Source organism: Pseudomonas sp. WS 5146, from assembly GCF_012985495.1.
Lineage (GTDB): Bacteria > Pseudomonadota > Gammaproteobacteria > Pseudomonadales > Pseudomonadaceae > Aquipseudomonas > Aquipseudomonas edaphica.
This window is the reverse complement of sequence record NZ_JAAQWL010000002.1, coordinates 40012-60125: the sequence shown is the minus strand read 5'-3', so window position 1 is coordinate 60125 and position 20114 is coordinate 40012. Positions and strand designations below refer to the sequence as shown.

17 protein-coding genes are annotated in these 20114 nt (G+C 60.1%); 10 read left to right on the top strand and 7 right to left on the bottom strand.

Going from position 1 to position 20114, the window contains the following annotated elements; translation table 11 throughout:
* Window positions 1-4: 4 nt before the first annotated feature.
* Window positions 5-1024, bottom strand: coding sequence for an alpha/beta fold hydrolase (locus tag HBO41_RS04745; protein ID WP_099548510.1), 1020 nt, complete (start codon window positions 1022-1024; stop codon window positions 5-7).
* A gap of 182 nt (window positions 1025-1206) precedes the next feature.
* Here HBO41_RS04745 and metR point away from each other — a divergent pair, with 182 nt between their 5' ends.
* Window positions 1207-2124, top strand: coding sequence for a transcriptional regulator MetR (metR, locus tag HBO41_RS04740; RefSeq protein WP_017137016.1), 918 nt, complete (start codon window positions 1207-1209; stop codon window positions 2122-2124).
* A 177-nt stretch (window positions 2125-2301) separates the two neighbouring features.
* Here the strand turns inward: metR and HBO41_RS04735 are convergent, their stop codons facing one another.
* Genes HBO41_RS04735 through HBO41_RS04725 form a run of 3 tightly spaced genes read right to left on the bottom strand, consistent with a single transcriptional unit; the run spans window position 2302 to window position 4525 of the window.
* Window positions 2302-2808: a GNAT family N-acetyltransferase gene (locus HBO41_RS04735; protein WP_099548509.1), complete on the bottom strand. Its 507-nt coding sequence runs from the start codon at window positions 2806-2808 to the stop codon at window positions 2302-2304.
* The gene (locus HBO41_RS04730; RefSeq protein WP_169985324.1) at window positions 2802-3215 is read right to left on the bottom strand and encodes an NUDIX domain-containing protein; all 414 of its coding nucleotides are present in this window, start codon (window positions 3213-3215) and stop codon (window positions 2802-2804) included. The genes HBO41_RS04735 and HBO41_RS04730 overlap by 7 nt, the downstream gene beginning before the upstream one ends.
* Window positions 3212-4525, bottom strand: coding sequence for an HD domain-containing phosphohydrolase (locus tag HBO41_RS04725; RefSeq protein ID WP_169985321.1), 1314 nt, complete (start codon window positions 4523-4525; stop codon window positions 3212-3214). Before HBO41_RS04725 ends, HBO41_RS04730 begins: the two co-directional genes overlap by 4 nt.
* Window positions 4526-4752: 227 nt before the next feature.
* Between HBO41_RS04725 and HBO41_RS04720 the strand changes: the two genes are divergently transcribed.
* From HBO41_RS04720 to HBO41_RS04705, 4 genes are read left to right on the top strand one after another with little or no spacing between them, the layout of a single operon-like run.
* Entirely contained in the window at window positions 4753-6627 is a 1875-nt protein-coding gene (locus HBO41_RS04720) for a bifunctional diguanylate cyclase/phosphodiesterase (protein ID WP_017135905.1), read from the top strand.
* 21 nt (window positions 6628-6648) lie between these two features.
* On the top strand, window positions 6649-7611 hold the full coding sequence (locus HBO41_RS04715; protein ID WP_099548508.1) for a cytochrome-c peroxidase: 963 nt from the start codon (window positions 6649-6651) through the stop codon (window positions 7609-7611).
* Window positions 7608-9434 carry a DAHL domain-containing protein gene (locus HBO41_RS04710; RefSeq protein WP_225933034.1) on the top strand — a complete coding sequence of 609 codons (1827 nt, stop codon included), beginning with the start codon at window positions 7608-7610 and terminating at the stop codon, window positions 9432-9434. The genes HBO41_RS04715 and HBO41_RS04710 overlap by 4 nt, the downstream gene beginning before the upstream one ends.
* The gene (locus HBO41_RS04705; RefSeq protein WP_017135902.1) at window positions 9431-10810 is read left to right on the top strand and encodes an ATP-binding protein; all 1380 of its coding nucleotides are present in this window, start codon (window positions 9431-9433) and stop codon (window positions 10808-10810) included. Before HBO41_RS04710 ends, HBO41_RS04705 begins: the two co-directional genes overlap by 4 nt.
* 20 nt (window positions 10811-10830) lie before the next feature.
* Here HBO41_RS04705 and HBO41_RS04700 read toward each other — a convergent pair whose 3' ends face one another.
* The 3 genes from HBO41_RS04700 to HBO41_RS04690 all read right to left on the bottom strand — a co-directional run bounded on the left by HBO41_RS04700 (window position 10831) and on the right by HBO41_RS04690 (window position 13540).
* Window positions 10831-11103: a type B 50S ribosomal protein L31 gene (locus HBO41_RS04700; protein ID WP_017135901.1), complete on the bottom strand. Its 273-nt coding sequence runs from the start codon at window positions 11101-11103 to the stop codon at window positions 10831-10833.
* 100 nt (window positions 11104-11203) lie between these two features.
* The gene (locus tag HBO41_RS04695) at window positions 11204-12529 is read right to left on the bottom strand and encodes an APC family permease (RefSeq protein ID WP_169985319.1); all 1326 of its coding nucleotides are present in this window, start codon (window positions 12527-12529) and stop codon (window positions 11204-11206) included.
* A 189-nt stretch (window positions 12530-12718) separates the two neighbouring features.
* A complete protein-coding gene (locus tag HBO41_RS04690; protein ID WP_017136333.1) occupies window positions 12719-13540 on the bottom strand; it encodes a carbon-nitrogen hydrolase family protein in 822 nt (273 codons plus the stop codon).
* Window positions 13541-13633: 93 nt separating this feature from the next.
* On the opposite strand from HBO41_RS04690, the gene HBO41_RS04685 reads away from it, so the two are divergent.
* From HBO41_RS04685 to HBO41_RS04665, 5 genes are all read left to right on the top strand, one after another.
* On the top strand, window positions 13634-14401 hold the full coding sequence (locus HBO41_RS04685) for a LuxR C-terminal-related transcriptional regulator (protein WP_169985317.1): 768 nt from the start codon (window positions 13634-13636) through the stop codon (window positions 14399-14401).
* 101 nt (window positions 14402-14502) lie between these two features.
* The gene (locus HBO41_RS04680) at window positions 14503-16764 is read left to right on the top strand and encodes a glycoside hydrolase family 3 N-terminal domain-containing protein (protein ID WP_169985316.1); all 2262 of its coding nucleotides are present in this window, start codon (window positions 14503-14505) and stop codon (window positions 16762-16764) included.
* An 83-nt stretch (window positions 16765-16847) separates the two neighbouring features.
* The gene (locus HBO41_RS04675) at window positions 16848-18467 is read left to right on the top strand and encodes an FMN-binding glutamate synthase family protein (protein WP_169985314.1); all 1620 of its coding nucleotides are present in this window, start codon (window positions 16848-16850) and stop codon (window positions 18465-18467) included.
* Between the two features lie 65 nt (window positions 18468-18532).
* On the top strand, window positions 18533-18829 hold the full coding sequence (locus tag HBO41_RS04670; protein ID WP_099548502.1) for a cupin domain-containing protein: 297 nt from the start codon (window positions 18533-18535) through the stop codon (window positions 18827-18829).
* Between the two features lie 132 nt (window positions 18830-18961).
* Entirely contained in the window at window positions 18962-20086 is a 1125-nt protein-coding gene (locus HBO41_RS04665; RefSeq protein ID WP_099548501.1) for an OpgC family protein, read from the top strand.
* Window positions 20087-20114 lie beyond the last annotated feature (28 nt).

The following is a 20114-nucleotide window of genomic DNA, read 5'->3' as shown; positions in this document are numbered from 1 at the left end:
AACTTCACAGCACCTTCGAAGGCTCGCCCAGATCAATCTGCGCCCAATGCGCGGCATCTTCGCGATGGGCTTTCAGATACGGCAACACAGCCGTCAGCAGCGGTGCCTTGAAGGCTTCCTGGAAGCGGTGGGCCATGCCCGGTATGAGCTTCAGCTGGCTGCCCTGGATATGCGCGGCCAGGTGTACGCCGTGCATCACCGGCAACAACGGGTCGGCGGTGCCGTGCACCACCAGGGTCGGCACGCGCAATTGGTTAAGCAAAGGCACGCGGCTCGGCTCAGCCAAAATCGCCATGATCTGACGCTTCACGCCGTCCGGGTTGAAGGCGCGGTCGTAGGACAACGCGGCCTGGTGCAGCAGCGCCTGGCGATCATCTTTCACGTTGGGGCTGCCCAGGGCTGCGAGTAAATCGGCTTGTTGCTCCAGCGCCACTTCACGGTTTGGCGCGCTGCGCCGCGACAGCAACTGCACCAACGCTGCATTGGGCGCCGGCAAGCCTTCGGCGCCGGAACTGGTCATCACCAGCGTCAGGCTTTCGACCCGCTGTGGCGCCATGGCTGCCAGGTGCTGGGCGATCATGCCGCCCATACTCGCGCCCAGCACGTGGAATTGCTGAATCTGCAGCGCGTCCATCAAGCCCAATGCATCGTCGGCCATGTCGGTCAGCGTGTACGGCGCCGCCACCGGTAAACCGAGCTTGTAGCGCAGCACTTCGAACGTCAGGTTGGCGCTGGCGGGAGCCTGGCGCCAGGTGGACAAACCAACGTCACGGTTGTCGTAGCGGATCACTCGAAAACCCTGTTCACACAAGGCCACCACCACTTCATCCGGCCAGTGGATCAACTGCCCGCCCAGGCCCATGACCAACAGCAACGCCGGGTCCGACGCTCGGCCGATGCTCTGATAGGCGATGCTGACTTTTTCCAGGTCGACCGTTTGGGTCGGGACATTGACATCACATCGAGAAGCCGCAAAAGACGGCAGGCCGAACACTAGAGCGGCCAATAAAAACAACACGCGCATGAAAAACACCGAAACGCAGAACCCCAGTAGAGCGCGAGTCTGATGAAGTTTGTACAAGCGCGCTGCCACAGTTACGTGACAGTTTGATGAAGTGCGCCCAACGGTCATGGTCGACATGACTGGCAACATGAGACAAACTCACGATATATCTAATCATCACAAATTATCTTCATGGAGCGCCCGTGCTCGAAATCCGCCACCTCAAGACCCTGCACGCATTGCGCGAAGCCGACAGCCTGGTCGAAGCCGCCGAACGCCTGCACCTGACGCAATCGGCGCTGTCCCACCAGTTCAAAGAACTGGAAGAGCGCCTGGGCATGCCGCTGTTCGTGCGCAAAACCAAACCGTTGCGCTTCACCAGCGCCGGCTTGCGCCTGCTGCAACTGGCCGATGCCACCCTGCCCTTGTTGCGCGGCGCCGAGCGTGACATTGCGCGTTTGGCCGGTGGCACCGCCGGGCGCTTGCACATGGCGATCGAATGCCACAGCTGCTTCCAGTGGCTGATGCCGACCATCGACCAGTTCCGCGATGCCTGGCCGGAAGTCGAACTGGACCTGGCCTCAGGCTTTGCCTTCGCGCCGCTGCCGGCCCTGGCCCGTGGCGACCTGGACCTGGTGGTGACCTCCGACCCGCTGGAACTGCCGGGCATCACCTATGTGCCCTTGTTTACCTACGAAGCCATGTTGGCCGTGGCCAACCAGCATGCGCTGGCGAACAAGTCGTACATCGTGCCGCAAGACTTGCTCAGCGAAACCCTGATCACCTACCCGGTTGAGCGCGACCGCCTGGACATCTTCACGCGCTTCCTGGAACCGGCCGACGTGGAGCCGGCCCAGGTGCGCACCTCGGAGCTGACGGTGATGATGATGCAATTGGTCGCCAGCGGCCGTGGCGTGTGCGGCATGCCCCATTGGGCGCTGCATGAATACAGCGCGCGTGGGTATGTGAAGGCCAAGCGTTTGGGCGAAAAAGGCTTGTTCGCGACGTTGTATGCGGGGATCCGTGCGGACATGCTGGATGCGCCGTATATGCGCGACTTCTTGCTGACCGCCAAGGACACCTCGTTTTCAACTTTGGATGGGGTCAGCGCCGTGCGTTAATCACGCACAAAGGTGAACACAATGAGGACTCTAATGTGGGAGCTGGCTTGTCGAATCGTCGCACCGCTGCGATGCAGACACCTCGGTGTGTCAGGTACACAGAGTTGATGCTATCGCAGCGGTGCGACGATTCGACAAGCCAGCTCCCACACAGAACTATGGTTCCCCTATGGAATTTCAGTCGCCTTTGAGTTCACGCCACATGTGGACCTTGTCGAAGTACTCGATCCCCACCCGCACCGCCAACGGCTCCAGGCCGTATTGAATAAAACCGCAGCGCTGGTACAGCGCGAAGGCTGCGTCGTTGCCGGCGGTGACGGTCAGTTGGATCAGTTTGACGCCGGGCTGGCGTCGCGCGGCATCGAGCGCCGCCTCCAGCAACTCACGGCCCAGGCCCTTGCGCTGATAAGCCTCGGTCACGAACATGCCGAACAGCGTGACTTTGTGCCGGGCCTTTTCCCGGGGTTCGAAGGCCAGGCCGACAATCCCGGCCAAGGTGTCAGCCGCGAACGCGCCGAGTACCCGGTCCAACGGATTGTCCAGGCGCTTTTCCCACCAACTCATTGGCATCCGCGCGCGCTCGGCGACGCTGGAGGTAAACGCTTGGGGATAGGCGCCGTAGGCCTCAAGCATCAGCGCTCGATATGCCTCGGCGTCGTGGGCACCCAGTGGGCGAATCAGCATGCGGTGAGCGACTTTCGGTAAAACGGCAGGATCAAATCCCGCGTTAAAGGCGCCAGTTGCAAGCCGCCGTCACCAGCCGGGTCGATCCAGCGCACTTCTTCAATCTCGGCAGCGGGCGCTACCGGCACATCAATGTGCACCTGGAACAACTCGGCGTGCACCGTAAAACCCGGTTCGTTGGCGGCAGGCGCCGAGAAGTGGCCCAAGTACACGGCGTCACTCGGTTTGATACACAGGTTCAGTTCTTCGTACAGCTCACGGGCCAGCGCCTCGGCGGGTTGCTCACCGGCGTCGATCTTGCCGCCGGGCTGCATGAACGCCTGGGTGCCACGTTTGCGTACCAGCAGGGTTTGACCGTCGCTGCCGATCAGCAGGGCGGCGGCGATTCGAATAGTGGAAATGCTCATGAAAGGATCGGTGTCTCTTCAGGTTGTTTGATAAATACGCTGTATTTCGCGCCTTCCATCGCCTCGAACGCAATCAGCTTGTCCACCAGCGGCAGATTCAAAACCTTGCCGGCGTTAAGCAACAGCATGCCGTTATCGGCATTGAGGTTGCGGGCCAGCACCATGCCGGCTTCCAGCTCTCGGGTGGAGAGGACCTTGACGCTGGGGTCGCCCAAGGTCACATCGCTGAGGAAGGCCGCGCAGGCCTGCACGAAGTCTTCCACCAGCTCCGGATCGTAAAGGCGACCGGCGTACTTGCGGATATACAGCAACGCTTCGTCGCTGTTCAGATGCCGTTCAAGGATCAAGCCTTTTTGCAGTTCGATGAAGTCCACTGCCAGTTTAAGCAGGCGCGAGCCGGGCGGGATCGCATCGCCCTTGAGGTGATCGGGAAACCCTGTACCGTCCCAACGCTCCTGGTGGTGGCGAATGATCCGCGCCGCATCCTTCATCGGTTCCAGGGTCATCAGCAGCGATTCGCTCTGGGTCGGGTACTCGCGATACAGGCCACGGTCGGTGCTGTGCAGCTTGTCCGACGGCGCAACCATCATGCTGTCGCTCCAGCTCAGCTTGCCAATGTTGTACAGCGCAGCGGCCATGGTCAGGTCGCGGGTGCTGGCTTCGTCGATGGACTGGGCCGCGCAGTAGACCCGGATCAGTTCGATCAAGGCGCGGTTGGTCTGTTTGTCCTTGGGCAAGCGCAGGTTGGCCAACAGCGAAAACACTTCGGTACCGGTCACGTAGCTGCGCTTGAGCTCGTCGTAGGCCAGATCGAGCATGTCGGCGGTCTGTTGCAGCTCGCTGGTACGGGCTGCCACGCGCTTTTCCAGGTTGGCGTTCAACACCTTGAGCTGATCATTCTGCTCATGGGCCAGGCGCTCCAGGCGCTGATGCTCCAGGGCCTGGCGCAACACCAGCGGCAGTTCTTCGTCATTCCAGGGTTTGCTGATGTAACGGTGAATCTGCCCTTCGTTGATCGCCTTGATGATCGTCGCAAGGTCAGCATAGCCGGTCAACAGGATGCGGCTGGTGGCCGGGTACAGCCGGTGGACTTCAGCCAGCAACTGCGCGCCGTCCATGCCGGGCATGCGCGCGTCGCTCATCACCAGGTCGATGGGCTGGGCCGCCATGATCTCCAGGGCCTGGGCGCCGCTGCCGGCGAGTACGACATTGAAGGGTTGGCCGCGCAACAGGCGGCGCAGGCTGTTGAGGATCGATTCTTCATCATCAACCACCAGAATCGTGGGTGGGGTCGCAAGCTGTTCATCCATGGTTACTGCGCCTTAAAAATAAACGTAATAGAGCTAAATTGAACCCTGGTATCCCGCCGCGTTTCTGCGCTTGATGCACGCAGCCACGCAGCTGATTTGACGCCAACTTGCCGTCGATTTCAAGGGAACTCAACTATGCTGTCTCAACCGGTACGTACTCCTCCCGGATGTCAAACCAAGGAAGGAAGTGTTATGCCATCAACCCTGTTGCCAATGCAGAGTGCGCCATGAAGCCGGATTCAGGGCGGGCCAACCGACGCATTCTGATCGTGGATGACACCGCCTCTATCCACGAAGATTTCCGCAAGATTCTGTGCGCCAATCCCAACGATGCCCCCTCACTGGACAGCCTGGAAGAAGCCCTGTTCGGCACCGCGGCGCCGGTGCGCCAGGCGTTTTTGCTGGATTCGGCCTATCAGGGCCAGGAGGCCCTTGCCCTGGTGAACAAAGCCCTGGCGGACGGTGCGCCCTACGCCATGGTGTTTATCGACATGCGCATGCCGCCCGGCTGGGATGGCCTGCACACCATCGAACAGTTGTGGAACGTCGACCCCAACCTGCAGGTTGCCCTGTGCACCGCCTACTCCGATTACTCCTTTGAGGCCATCGAAGCGCGATTGAAGTACAACGACCAGCTACTGATCCTGAAAAAACCCTTTGACCACCTGGAAATCCGCCAGATGGCCAGCGCCCTGACCTGGAAATGGCAGCTCGCCCAAGACGTCGCCCTCAAGGTACTGGGCCTGGAGCGCACCATTGAAGAACGCGTGCAGGAACTGCTCAAAGTGTCGCACCTGTTGCAATACGACGCGCTCACGCAGTTGCCCAACAGCACGTTGCTGGGTGACCGCCTGACCCAGGCCATCGCCTTGGGCCGACGGCATGACACACAACTGGCGGTGATATTTATCGGGCTCGACCGCTTCAAGCGCATCAACAATGCCTTGGGGTATCCGGCGGGCGACGAGGTGCTCCAGCAGGTCAGCCAGAGCCTGGTGGCGACGGTGCGAGACTCGGATTCAGTGTTTCGCTACGGGGCCGACGAGTTTGTGATTCTGCTCAACGATATCCAGCACCCGCAACAAACCCAGCATATTGCGCAAAAGTTGCTCACGGCCGTGCGCACAACCCGCCACGTCGCCGGGCACGACCTGAGCGTCACCGCCAGCCTGGGCATCAGTATTTACCCCAATGACAGCAGCACGGCGGTGGAACTGATCAAACATGCCGAAACCGCCATGCACACCAGCAAGGAGCGTGGCCCGGGTGATTTCAGCTTTTATACCGAGACCATGAACCTGCGCGCGCAACACCAGCAAGGCCTGGAAAGCGCGATCCGCCAGGCCCTGGAGCGTGACGAGTTCGTGCTGCACTACCAACCGAAACTGGAATTGAAAACCGGCAAAATCGTCGGTGCCGAAGCCTTGATACGTTGGTTTGCGCCGCGCGCCGGATGGGTCAGTCCGTCTGAGTTCATTCCGGTGGCCGAAGACAGTGGGCTGATAGTGCCCTTGACCCAGTGGGTACTGCGCCGGGCCTGCGAGCAAGGGCAAGCCTGGCGCGCCATGGGCTTGAGCCCGTTGTGCATCTCGGTGAACGTCTCGGCCATCGACTTTCGCCAGCGGGACTTTACCGACAACCTGGCCGAGATACTCACACAGACCGGCCTGCCGCCTGCCCAATTGGAGTTGGAAATCACCGAAAGCGTGTTGATGCAGAATGTCGACGACACCGTCGCCACCTTGAACACCATCAAGGCCATGGGCGTGCGTCTGGCCCTGGATGACTTCGGCACCGGTTATTCCAGCCTCAGCTACCTGCGGCGCTTTTCCATCGACGTGCTGAAAATCGACCAATCTTTCGTACGCGGCATGAGCGTAAATAGCCAGGACGCGCAACTGATCAGCGCTATCATCGGCATGGGCAAAAGTCTGAACATGAGCATCATTGCCGAAGGCGTGGAGACGATCGAACAACTGAACTTCCTGCAAGCTCAGCGGTGCGAAGAAGGCCAGGGTTTTCTATTCAGCAAAGCCGTGCCCCCAAAGGATTTTGCGCAGTTGATGCAAGCCGGTCACCCTGCCCTGATGCCCGATCAATAGCCGATTGCAAGGAGTGCTCGCTTGAGCGAAGTATCAACCCAAGGGCTCATTTTCACCTTATGGTTAGGCGCGAGTCTGCCACTGGCAGCCGCACCGCTGGACGAGGCACTCAAACCCTTGCCGGGCGTGCCGACGCTGGACCCGGCCAAAGTCGAACTGGGCCGGCAACTGTTCAATGAGCCGCGCCTGTCAGCCAACAACACCCTGTCCTGCGCCAGTTGCCATCGCCTGGAGTCCGGCGGCGCCGACGACAAGCCGTTTTCGATCGGTTTTGACGGCAAACCGGTAGAGGTCAACACCCCATCGGTGTTCAACGCCAGCCTGAATTTCAAACAGTTCTGGAATGGTCGTGTCGACACGCTGGAGGCGCAAGTCGAACACGTGGTCACCAGCACGGCAGAAATGGGCAGCGACTGGAAAACCGTAGTGCAGAACCTCGCCGCCGTGCCCGCCTACCAGAGCGCATTCCAGCAGACCTATCCCGATGGGGTCACCGCAGCCAATGTGCAAAACGCCCTGGCCACCTATGAGCGCACGCTGCTCACGCCCGACTCACGGTTTGACCAATACTTGAAGGGCAATACGGAGATCCTGACCCTCAAGGAAAAGTACGGCTACCAGCGTTTCAAAGATTACGGCTGTATCGCCTGCCACCAGGGTGTGAACATCGGCGGCAACATGTTTCAAAAATTCGGCGTGATGGCTGACTACTTCAAGGACCGCGGCAACCCGGTCGAGTCGGACCTGGGGCGTTACCTGTTGACCAAGGATGAAGAGGACCGCTATGTGTTCAAGGTGCCCAGCCTGCGTAATGTGGCGGTCACCGCGCCCTACTTTCACGACGCTTCGGCCAAGAGCCTGGAAGAGGCTGTGGACGTGATGTTCAAGTATCAGCTGGGGCGCACTCCGACCCAGGAAGACAAGGACCTGATCATCCTGTTTCTCAAGACCCTGACTGGCCAATGGGCGGGCAAGCCGTTATGAGCCGACTGCCGAGCCTGTCCCGCCGCCGTATCAGTCAGCTGTTGCTGGGGTTGATGACCCTGCTGCTGGCCTCGACCCTGGTCTTTTTGTACCTCATGTCCTCCCGCGACCAAACAGCCAGCTACACCCAGTCACGGGACCTGATCCGCCAGCTCCAGCAACTCAACGCACAATGGGACAGCGAAGTGCTCAAGGCCCGGATCGCGATTACCCACAACTACGATCCGCTGGTGACACCACTCACCGAAATGACGCGTATATGGGCCGAACTTAACAGCCGCAGCACCTACCACAACAGCGTCGACCTGCCCCGTTGGCGCACCATCCAGCTAGCGTATGAAACCGCCATCCAGGAAAAGGCGCGGCTGGTAGACCGGTTCAAATCCCACAATGCGGTGCTGCGCAACTCGCTGGCGTTTCTGCCGACCGCTGAAGACGATATCCAGGCCCAGTTCAATCGTGTTGACGATGGAGGGCGGCTGCAACTGCAAAGCGTGGCCACCGACACCTACGACCTGCTGCTCAGCAGCCTGGAGTTCGCCCAGGTCACCAGCGACGACCGCGCCGCCGATATTCTGGTGGGCCTGGGCAAACTGGAAATTAACAAGGAACGCCTGCCCATTGAGTTCCAGGCCCCGGTCGAGATCCTCAGCAACCACATTTCGCTGATCCTGCGCGAGCAACCGGTGGTCAACAGCCTCCTCGAACGAATTGCCGCAGTGCCCGTGGCCGAGCGCCTGGATGACTTGACCACCCACCTCAACCAGGACCAGCAGGCGGCCGACCTCATTGATCATCAATACCACCGCTACCTGTTGATTTTCTCAACCTTGCTGGTGGTGTTGCTGCTGTACCTGGCGGTACGCCTGTTGCGCAGTTTCGCCGAGATCAACCGGATCAATCGTGCCTTGCAGGCCGCCAACGAAACCCTGGAACAAAGGGTGGAGCGGCGCACGCAACAGCTCAAGGACGCCCAGAGCGAGCTGATGGACAGCGCCCGCCAGGCGGGCATGGCGGAAATCGCCACGAACGTGCTGCACAACGTCGGCAACGTGCTCAACAGTGTGAACATTTCCGCCGACCTGGTGGGGCGTAAATTGCGCAACAGCAAGGCCCAGGGCCTGGGCAAAGCCATGCAATTGATCAACGCGCATCAGGGCGACCTGGGCACCTTCCTCAGCGAGGATGAAAAGGGCAAGTTGCTGCCGGGCTACCTGAACCAATTGGTCGAAGCGATTGCAGTCGAACAGCAAGACATGAGCGAGGAACTGACGCAACTGAGCAAAAGCGTTGACCACATCAAGGACATCGTCTCGACCCAGCAATCCTATGCCGGCGCCTCCACACTGCTCGAACCCGTCAACATCAGCGCGTTGATGGAAGACGCCCTGCGCATGAACGCCGGCGCTTTGAGCCGTCATCACGTCACGGTGGTCAAGGAGTACGCACAAGTACCGGAGATTCTGGGCGACAAACACCGGCTGTTGCTGATCATGGTCAACCTGATCAGCAACGCCAAGTACGCCATGTCCAACCTCAGTGACCGGCCACGGCAAATGACCCTGACCGTGCAACCGGCGGCTGAAGAGACGCTGAAAATCAGTGTAAGGGACGATGGCGAGGGCATACCCGCCGAGAACATGACCCGGATATTCACCCACGGCTTCACCACGCGCAAAGAAGGCCACGGCTTCGGCCTGCACAGCTGCGCCCTGGCCGCCGTGGAAATGCACGGCCAACTCAGCGCCCACAGCGATGGGCCAGGCCTTGGCGCAGTGTTTACCTTGACGATTCCTCTTACCCTTGCCGGAACTGCCCCATGAACCAGACTCCCAACCGGCGCATTCTGTTGATTGATGACACACCGTCAATTCATGAAGACTTTCGCAAGATTCTGATGCCGAGCGTGGCCGCCAACCCTGCACTGGACGACCTGGAGTCAGCGCTGTTCGGCGCCGCCGCCACGCCTCAGGCTCAGGTATTCGACCTGCATTCGGCGTACGGTGGCGAAGAAGGCCTGGGCTTGCTGACCACGGCCATGGCAGAACAACGGCCCTATGCGCTGGCTTTTGTGGACATGCGCATGCCCCAGGGCTGGGACGGCGCGAAGACCATCGAGGCATTGTGGAAGGTCGACCCCGACCTGCAAGTGGTGGTGTGCACCGCGTACTCGGATTACTCCTGGGAGGACCTGCTCTTTCGCCTGCACGCCCATGACCGCTTGCTGATCCTGAAAAAACCCTTCGACAACATTGAGGTCCAGCAAATGGCCAACACCTTGGCCAACAAGTGGGACATGGCCCGTCGCGCCGCCTTGCAAACCTCCCACCTGGAACAGCTGGTGGAACAACGTACCCAGGCGCTGCAACTGGAAATCGACGAGCGCAAGCACTTGGAAAGCCAGCTGGTGCAGTCGGAAAAGCTCGCGTCGCTGGGTCAGCTTGCCGCCGGTGTCGCCCATGAGATCAACAATCCGGTAGGCTTCATTTCGTCCAACCTCAGCACCCTCGATGGCTACTTCAACCAGCTGCAACAGATGCTTGAAGCTTATCGACACACTGAAGAAATAATCGCATCGCAACCACAGCGCGACCAGCTAAAGGCTTTGCGCACGACGTTGGAGCTGGACTTTCTCAAGGAGGACATCCCGATCCTGATCCGCGAATCCAAGGATGGCATTGGCCGCGTGGTGCAAATCGTCAAAGACCTGAAAAATTTTTCGCGGGTGGACAACGACCAGACCTGGCAATTCACCAACCTGCAACAAGGCATTGATTCGACGCTGAACATCGTCGCCAGCGAACTGAAGTACAGGGCTGATGTGGTCAAGCACTACATGCCGCTGCCGGACATAGAGTGCCTGGCGTCGCAGCTCAATCAAGTGGTGATGAATCTGGTGATCAACGCCGCACAAGCCATGGGCCCGGAACGCGGGACCATTACCATCAGCAACGGCGTGGAAGGTGAGAACATCTGGCTGGAAGTGGCGGACGACGGCTGTGGCATTGCGCCGGAAACCGTGCAGAAGATTTTCGACCCCTTCTTCACCACCAAACCCGTCGGCGAAGGCACTGGCCTGGGGTTGTCACTCTCCTACGGCATCGTCAAGAAACACCGGGGCTCAATCTCGGTCAGCAGTGAGTTGGGCAAGGGCACAACCTTTCGGGTGGTGCTGCCGATTCGGCAAACGGCGGCGTAGGGCACGCCGCCGAGTCGGGGTTATGCATCCGCCTTTTTTGGGCTGGACCCAAACGAAGCGAAACGCTTGTTGAACCCGGCGATCCGGCCTTCGACCTGGGTCTTGCGCTGCTGGCCGGTGTAGATCGGGTGCGAGGCGCTGGACACATCAAGCGGGATATACGGGTAAGTGTTGCCGTCACTGTGTGTATGGGTGCGGTCGCTGTCGGCGGTGGAGCCGATCAGGAAGAACACGTCGGCGGCGGTGTCGTGGAACAGCACAGTGCGGTAGTCGGGATGGATACCAGCTTTCATAAGGCCTCCGGGGCGTCTGGGTGCAATTCAAGTGTTATACAGTAACACTAATCATGCACTCAAACGAGAACCGATTTCAATAAGAATAGGCCGACTGCTTCTATGCCGCTTCCTGGAAGTCCATTTCCGGGGGTTGTTTCGAGAAACCGCGCGTTAGAAAGCCCAGGTACACCAGGCCAATCGCCAACCACACCGCGCCCAGGTAAATCGCCAGGTGATCGAGGCTGACCATCAGCCACACGTCCGCGAGCAAGCCGATGGTCGGGAATACCAGGAACAGGATCACCTCACGCACACCGCGCTGTTTGGCGCCGATCCAGTAGTGAAAGATCACCGACAGGTTCACCAGGCTGAACGCCAGGAACGCACCGAAGTTGATGAACGAAGTTGAGGTGGTCACGTCGAGCTTCAACGCCAGCAAGGCCACCACCGCACACAACAGGATGCTGTTGACCGGCGTGCCGAAGCGCGCATGCAAGGAGCCGAAGAACGACTTGGGCAACACACCGTCACGGCCCATGGCAAACAACAGCCGCGAACCGCTGGCCTGGGCCGACAGCCCCGAGGCGAACTGGCCGACGATCAGGCCGATCAGGAAGATCGACACAAACAGGTCGCCGCCCACGTTGCGGGCAATCTCGTAGGCCGCCGAATCCACATCGGCGAATTCGAACGACGGGTGGGCGATCTGCACGAAGTACGACACGCCGACGAAGATCAGACCGCCGATCAAGGTGATCAGCATGATTGCCCGTGGGATGGTACGGCGCGGGTCGCGGGTTTCTTCGGTGAGGGTACTGACCGCATCAAAGCCCAGGAACGAATAGCAGGCGATGGCCGCGCCGCTCATGATCAGCGGCATGTGCATCTGGCCGTTGAAGAACGGGGCGATGGTCCATAGCGGCTTGCTCGCGTCACCGCCGATGTAGTGGATGCACAGCGCGACAAACGCGATCAGCACCAGAAATTGCACCAGCATCAGCAGCGCGTTGATGCCGTTGGCGAGCTTCAACCCGATGATATTGATTGCCGTGGTGATACCGATAAAGGCCAGCACCCACACCCACTGCGGCACCGCCGGGAACGCCGAATGCAGGTACGCAGCGCCGATCAACCAGATGGCCATGGGCAGGAACAGGTAGTCGAGCAACACCGCCCAACCGGCGATAAAGCCCAGCTTGGGGCTGATGGCCTTGCGCACATAGCTGTAGGCGGAACCGGCCACCGGGAATGCCGAGGCCATGCGCCCGTAGCTCATGGCGGTAAAGAACATCGCCACCAGGGCCGCCAGGTAAGCGGCCGGGACCATACCGCCGGTGGATTGCGCGAGGATGCCGAAGGTGCCGAGCACAATGATCGGCGTCATATAGGCGATGCCAAACAGCACCACCGACCCTAACGACAGGGTGCGTTGCAAACGAGCCATGAGCGATTCTCCGCTGATTTATTAGATTTATGGCAGAACTGAAGTCAGTGAAGCGCAAACTATTTTTATGATTGATGTCGCTTTTGTGGCGAGGGAGCTTGCTCCCGCTGGGGCGCGTAGCGGCCCTAAGATTTTGGGGCCGCTGCGCAGCCCAGCGGGAGCAAGCTCCCTCGCCACTAGGGGCCAGTCTTAAACGTGGGGGATCAGCAATTCGCGCGTCCCATCGCTGCGCTCAATCACCTCGCCGGGCAATTTCAAGCGCTGGTCATCCAGGTAGCGGTAGTCCTTGCGAGCCGCCACCAATTGGTCGAAATCCAGCTCGACGGTGAATTGCCCTTCCTCACGCCCCGCTTCAAACAGCAAGGTGCCGATCGGGTCCACCAGGGCGCTGCCACCGGCGAACAACAGGTCGTCGTCGCCCTCTTCGACCCGGTTGACCATCAGCGCAAACGCCTGGTTTTCCTGGGCGCGGGCCATGATCGCGGTGCGGTGCGTGGGGCCGTAAGGGTCCATGTTGCCGTTGGTGACGATCAGCAGCTCGGCACCCAGTTGCGCCAGGGCGCGGGCGGTTTCCGGGAACTCGATGTCGTAGCAAATCAGCAGGCCGACGCGCACGCCGTTCCACAGGCATGTGGCGTAACGATCACCAGCGGTGAACACGCCGCGATCCGAAGCCCACAGATGCGTCTTGCGATAACGCAGGGCGATGCCCTCGGGGGTGATCAGCAAGGTGGTGTTATAGAACTGGCCACCGTCGTGTTCGGCCATGCCGATGACCACGGCGATATTGCGCGCACGGGCCGCCTGGATAACCGCTTGTACGGTGGGGCCGTCTACCGGCTCGGCGATAGTGGCGACGGTCTCGGCCGACGGGAAGCCCATCAGGTGGGTTTCCGGGAAGACGATCAGTTGCGTGTCGGCAGCGCACGCAGCAATGGCCGCCAAGGCGCGCTCAAGGTTGTAAGCTGTACCGTTATCGCGGCCTGCCAATTGGGCAAATTCGACCTTCATGGGTATTCCTTGTTCTTTATCCGTGTCGCAGTATGCGCAGCCAACACCGGCCAGGGAATTACGCGGCCGAGGTAACCCGATAGGGGTAGATTGATGAGCATGACGCTGCAAGACATCGCCTGGCACCGTTCGGTGGGGCAAATGATAGACGCCCTGGACCAGCCCAATTTCTGGACCCAGCTTGTGCGGCTGTTGGACCAATACGTGCCGTCCGACAGTTGGGTGGCCTTGCTGTTCAGCAGTCAGCACCGCCCGCTGGTGTTCGCCGAATCCCCGGGCGCCGATGGCACGCCGGACCCTCTGTTCCAGGACTACCTCAACGGCCTGTACCTGCTCGACCCGTTCTACATCGCCAGCCGCGAACACGCGCGCACCGGCCTGTTGCGCCTGGCGGACGTGGCGCCGGAGCATTTCGAGCTGACCGAGTACTACCAGCGCTACTTTCGCCTGAACGTGGTGGCCGATGAAATCCAGTTCAATTGCCACCTGCCGGACGGGCGCACCCTGTGCCTGTCGCTGGGTTCGAAACAGCGTTTTGACCCTCAGCAAAGTGCCCTGCTGTCACTGATCCAGCCGTGGGTGGTGAGCCTGCTGCGCCAGCGCCTGCCCCATGAACTGAACCAGGTGAGCGCGCCGCAACCGCCGATTCAAAATGATGGCTGGGGGGGCGCACAACTCACCGCCCGTGAGCTGGATGTAGGCCGTTTGATGCTCAGCGGTTGCTCCAGCAAGGAGATCGCCCGTAAGCTGGAAATCTCTGTTGAAACCGTGAAAGTCCATAAGAAACACATGTACAGCAAGCTAGGGATCAAATCCCAGTCGGAGCTGTTCTCGATCTTTCTTCAGGCGCAAAACGCCTGACCGTTTGTCTGAAACCGTTGATGAACTGTTATTTCTGACAGTAGCTGGGTTTGCCTGCGCGCTGAACACTTATGTGCATATTTCGGCCAGCGTTGATACCCATGTCTACTCGCTTCTTGATGCTATTACTGAGCTTTTTGGCCTTGGCAGCAACCGCCCAGGATGATGTTGTCGAACGCCTACTGGCGCAAATGACGCCGGAGGAAAAAGTCGCCCAACTCAGCCTGCTCGGCATCAAGGAAACACCGACCGGCACTGTCGTTGATCAAAACGGCTTGGAAGAACGGCCAACGATAACCGTCGGTTCTGTCATCGGAGCCTACGGTGCCGACCTGACTCGCCAGCTGCAAAAACAGGCGGTACAAGGTTCGCGCTTACATATACCGCTGTTGTTTACCCTCGATGTCATTCATGGCTTTCGCACCGTGTTCCCGGTGCCCCTGGCGGAGGCTGCGGCCTGGGACGCTCAACTGACGCAACGAAGTGCCCGCGCGTTAGCTGTTGAAGCCACCGCCAGCGGTGTGCACTGGACCTACGCTCCCGTAGTCGACATAGCGCGTGACCCACGTTGGGGACGCGTGGTGGAGGGTGCTGGTGAAGACCCGTTTCTCGGCTCGATCCTGGCGGCTGCGCGGGTGCGCGGTTTTCACGGCTCAGGCCGGCCTGACAACTCGTACATGATGGCTACCGCTAAACACTTTGTTGCCTATGGGGCTGGCGAGGGCGGGCGGGATTACAACGTCGCCGATCTGTCGGAACGAACCTTGATGGAGGTCTACCTGCCCCCTTTCCAGGCGGCCGTAGCCGCGGGCGTTGACGCAATCATGCCCGCCTTCAACGAGGTCGCCGCCACGCCCATGAACAGCAACAAGGCCCTACTGACAGGGCTGTTGAGTCAGAAGTTGGGCTTCACCGGTATTATCGTCAGCGATTACTCCGCCGTAGAGGAACTGATTCAGCACGGCATCGCCCGCACCCCATCGGATGCGGCATGGTTAAGCTTTAACGCTGGCATCAATATTGAAATGGCCAGCCAGACTTACCGGCAACACCTGCCGACGCTCCTACGCAACGGCCAGGTTTCAATGGCAGACGTGGATGAAGCCGTGCGCCGCGTACTCAAGGCCAAGCAGCGCCTGGGACTGTTTGAAGACCCTTACCGCTACAGTGACCCGATCCGCGAAGCCAATAGCGCGAATATACCGCAGCATCGTGCTTTGGCCCGTGAGGCGGGGCAAAAGTCTATCGTATTGTTGAAAAACAGCGGTCAATTACTGCCTCTGTCAAAGAAACTTCGCCGGTTGCTGGTGGTCGGCAGCCTGGCCAAAGATGCCGCCGCCACGCTCGGCCCGGCGTCCTGGCCAGGCACCCCCATCGGCGCGGTAACAGTCCTGCAAGGCATACAGAACGCCGTCTCCACCGACACCGACGTAACCTACCTGCCCGGCGCCTCCCCCAGCAGCGCCGACACCCAAGGTATCGCAGCCGCCGAAAAAGCCGCCCGCGACGTCGACGTAGTGGTCGCCGTACTGGGCGAAAATGCCGAGTACAGCGGCGAAGGTCAGAGCCGCGCCGAACTTGGCTTGCCCGGCGGCCAGGAGGCGCTATTGCGCGCGCTTCTGGACACCGGAAGACCCGTGGTAGTCATCCTGATGAACGGCCGCCCATTGGTGTTCGCGCAGCCCCTTCAACAGGCGCCTGCATTGCTTGAAACCTGGTTTCTCGGCAGCGAAATGGGGCATGCAGTGGCGGATGTGTTGTTTGGCGATGTCAACCCCAGCGGCAAATTGCCGATCACCTTCCCACGCAGCATCGGGCAGGTCCCCCTTTACTACGCACACAAAAATACTGGCCGCCCCAACAGCAATATCGACGGTTCGCCGTCCGGCTATCGCTCCAACTACATGGACATCAATGACACGCCAGCCTATCCATTTGGCTTCGGCTTGAGCTACACGACGTTCAGCTACTCAACGCCCAAACTGAGTAGCACCCGGCTTGCGTCCACCCAAACCCTGACCGTCGAGGTCACCGTCACCAACACCGGCAAGCGTGCCGGCGATGAAATCGTCCAGTTGTACCTGCGCGATGACGTCGCCAGTGTGACCCGCCCGGTCCGACAGCTGCGCGGGTTTCGCAAAGTGCACCTGGCCCCCGGCGAGGCGCAGAGCGTGACTTTCACCCTCGATCAAGAGGACTTCGCCTTGCTGGATATGAACCTCTCGCCAGTGGTCGAAGCGGGCACCTTTACCGTCTTCGTCGGGGCCGACTCGACCGCCACCCAACAGGCGCAATTCGAGGTCACCGATAGCCGCCAGTTGTCTATTCCGGGCCAGTCTGTCCCACAGGTGCAGCCAAACTGATTATTCCCACAGGTTGTCTATGGTTTCCGTACAGGCGCAGAATGCCCGATCGACCTGTAGAGTTGAACCTGAGGAAAAACCGTATGAGCCTGTCGTTGCTAAGCCGTTACGCCTTCTTTGCCGTGTGCGTCATTTTCACCCTCGCCAGCCTTCCGTTTATCGAACATGAATGGCTGTGGCCTATCACCGTGGTCACCGGCATCCTCAGCCTGATCGGCGTTTTCGACCTGCTGCAAAGCCCCCACGCGGTGCGCCGCAACTACCCGATCCTGGGTAATATCCGTTACCTGGTGGAAGCCATTCGCCCGGAGATCCGCCAGTACCTGCTCGAATCCGACAGCGACGCCCTGCCCTTCTCCCGGGCTCAGCGCTCGCTGGTTTACTCGCGCGCCAAAAACGAAACCGCCGACAAGCCGTTCGGTACCCTGATCGACGTGTACCAGTCGGGCTTCGAGTTTATCGGCCACTCCATGCGTCCGGCGCCGCTCAGCGACCCCAGCGCCTTTCGCGTGATGGTCGGCGGCCCGCAGTGCACGCAACCTTACTCGGCCTCGGTCTTCAACATCTCGGCGATGAGCTTCGGCTCGCTGAGCGCCAATGCGATTCGCGCGTTGAACCAAGGCGCCAAGCTCGGCAACTTTGCCCATGACACCGGCGAAGGCAGCATCAGCCCCTACCACCGTGAAAACGGCGGCGACCTGACTTGGGAACTGGGCAGCGGTTACTTCGGCTGCCGCACCAGCGACGGCCGTTTCGACCCGGAACGCTTTGCCGTACAGGCACAGAACCCGCAAGTGCGCATGATCGAAATCAAAATGAGCCAGGGTGCCAAACCCGGCCATGGCGGGATTCTGCCCAAGCACAAAGTCACCCAGGAAATTGCTGAGACGCGCGGCATCATGATGGGCGAAGACTGCATCTCGCCATCGCGCCACAGCGCGTTTTCCACCCCGATCGAGATGATGCAGTTCATCGCGCAACTGCGTGAACTGTCCGGCGGAAAACCGGTGGGTTTCAAGTTCTGCCTCGGCCACCCGTGGGAGTTCATGGGCATCGCCAAGGCCATGCTCGAGACCGGCATCCTCCCGGACTTTATCGTGGTCGACGGCAAGGAAGGCGGCACCGGCGCCGCGCCGGTGGAGTTCACCGACCATATCGGCGTGCCGCTGCGTGAAGGCCTGCTGTTTGTGCACAACACCCTGGTGGGCCTGAACCTGCGCGACAAGATCAAGCTGGGCGCCAGCGGCAAAATCGTCAGCGCCTTCGATATCGCCAGCGTGCTGGCCATCGGCGCCGACTGGGCCAACTCGGCGCGCGGCTTTATGTTCGCCATCGGCTGCATCCAGTCGCAAAGCTGCCACACCAACAAATGCCCGACGGGCGTCGCCACCCAAGACCCGCTGCGCCAGCGTGCGCTGGTGGTGCCCGACAAAGCCCAGCGCGTGTTCAACTTCCACCGCAACACGCTGCACGCCTTGGCGGAAATGCTCGCTGCGGCCGGCCTGGATCATCCGTCGCAACTGTCGGCCAAGCATTTGGTGCGGCGCATGTCGGCGACCGAAATCAAACTGTTCTCGCAGCTGCATGTGTTCCTCAAGCCTGGCGAGTTGCTCACCGGCGAGGTGAACGGCGAGTTCTATTCGCGCATGTGGCAAATGGCACGGGCGGACAGTTTTGAGCCGCAGGAAGTGGCTGCCGCATAAATATCCGAATACTCTTGACCGCTGAACCGGACCACCGACGGCATCGTTGAAACAAGGAGCTTCACATGCCGTTACTCGACTTCAGCGCCATTGCGGCGCAACTGCCAGACAGCTGGAAATCCGCACGCCTGGGCCAAGTCGGCCCAGCGCGGATCAAGGTGTTGCGTATGGATGACCAAGCTTATAAAGAGGAAACCCATGATTACAACGAGGGGTTATTGGTAGTCAGCGGCCAGTTGTGCCTGAGCATTGGCACCGAGCAAATACGCGTTGCTGCCGGCCAGATGTACCTCGTAGAAGCCGGCACTCCCCATGCTGTAAGCCCCGGCAGCCGGGGCACGTTGGTCATCATCGATGTATAGAGACATTCAGTAATACCCAGCCTTTGCAATTGCTTACAAATACCGCCAACCTGCGCGCGCCCGACGTGCGGCGTGTGACAACACGCGCATTCGCCTGTCATGACTTAAACCCCTGTTCAAGAGCCCGCTGCCATGCTGAACGGACGCGACCCGCGCATCGATTTTTTTCGGGGCCTGGCGTTGATCTTCATTTTCTGGGATCACGTCCCCCACAACCCACTCGGCCAGATCACCCTGCGCAATATCGGTTTCAGCGATGCCGCTGAAGTGTTTGTATTTCTTGCCGGTTATGCCTCAGTGCTGGCCTATGGCAAGGTCTTGCAACGCGAAGGCTACTGGATGGCCTGCCTGAAGATCCTGCGGCGCACCTGGGTGCTTTACGTGGTGCATATTTTCTTGCTGGCGATGCTGATGGGCATCGTGTTCTTCGCCAACAGCCATGTGGAAACCCGCGATCTGGTGCAGGAGATGGGCCTGACGCACTTTGTCACCCAACCACAGCAAGCGTTGGTGGATGAATTGCTGCTGCGCTTCAAGCCCAACCTGATGGACCCGTTGCCCTTGTATATCGTGCTGCTGGCCGGCCTGCCGCTGGTGTTGCCGTGGCTCTTGCGCAAAACGTGGTGGGTGGTGGCGGGGTCGATGGCGGTGTACCTGCTGGCGCCACACCTGGGTTGGAACCTGGCAGCGATTGCCGACGGGGTGTGGTATTTCAACCCGGTTACCTGGCAGTTCCTGTTCGTGCTGGGCGGCGCGGCGGCGATTCATGGGCAACAACCCCGCGCGCAGGAGCATCGGCCACTGCTGCGGCAGCCGTTATTCATGATGGCCGCGACCTACGCATTGATGGCCGGCGTGATCACGATCGGCTGGCGCTGGCCCGAGGTGCATGACGCACTGATGCCGCACGCGCTCAGCGAACTGTTGTACCCGATCAGCAAGACCGACCTGTCGCCGGTGCGTCTGCTGCATTTCCTGGCCTTGGCCTATGTCACCGCCAAACTGTTGCCGGGGCGTGCCTGGACGCAAAACTGGCTGGCACAGCAGACCTGCCGGATGGGCCGCTTTTCGCTGGAAGTGTTCTGCCTTGGCGTGTTGTTGGCGCCGTTGGCGGACATGGTCAACGCCATGGCCGGCGATGCCTTTGCCATGCAAATTTTTACCGCGCTTGTGGGCGCTGGCTTGATGGCGATGTTGGGCGCCTGGCTGGAGTTCAACAAACGGCTGGACCAATCGACACGCATGGCCGCCGCCTGAAAACAAAAAGCCCCGATCAAGGGGCTTT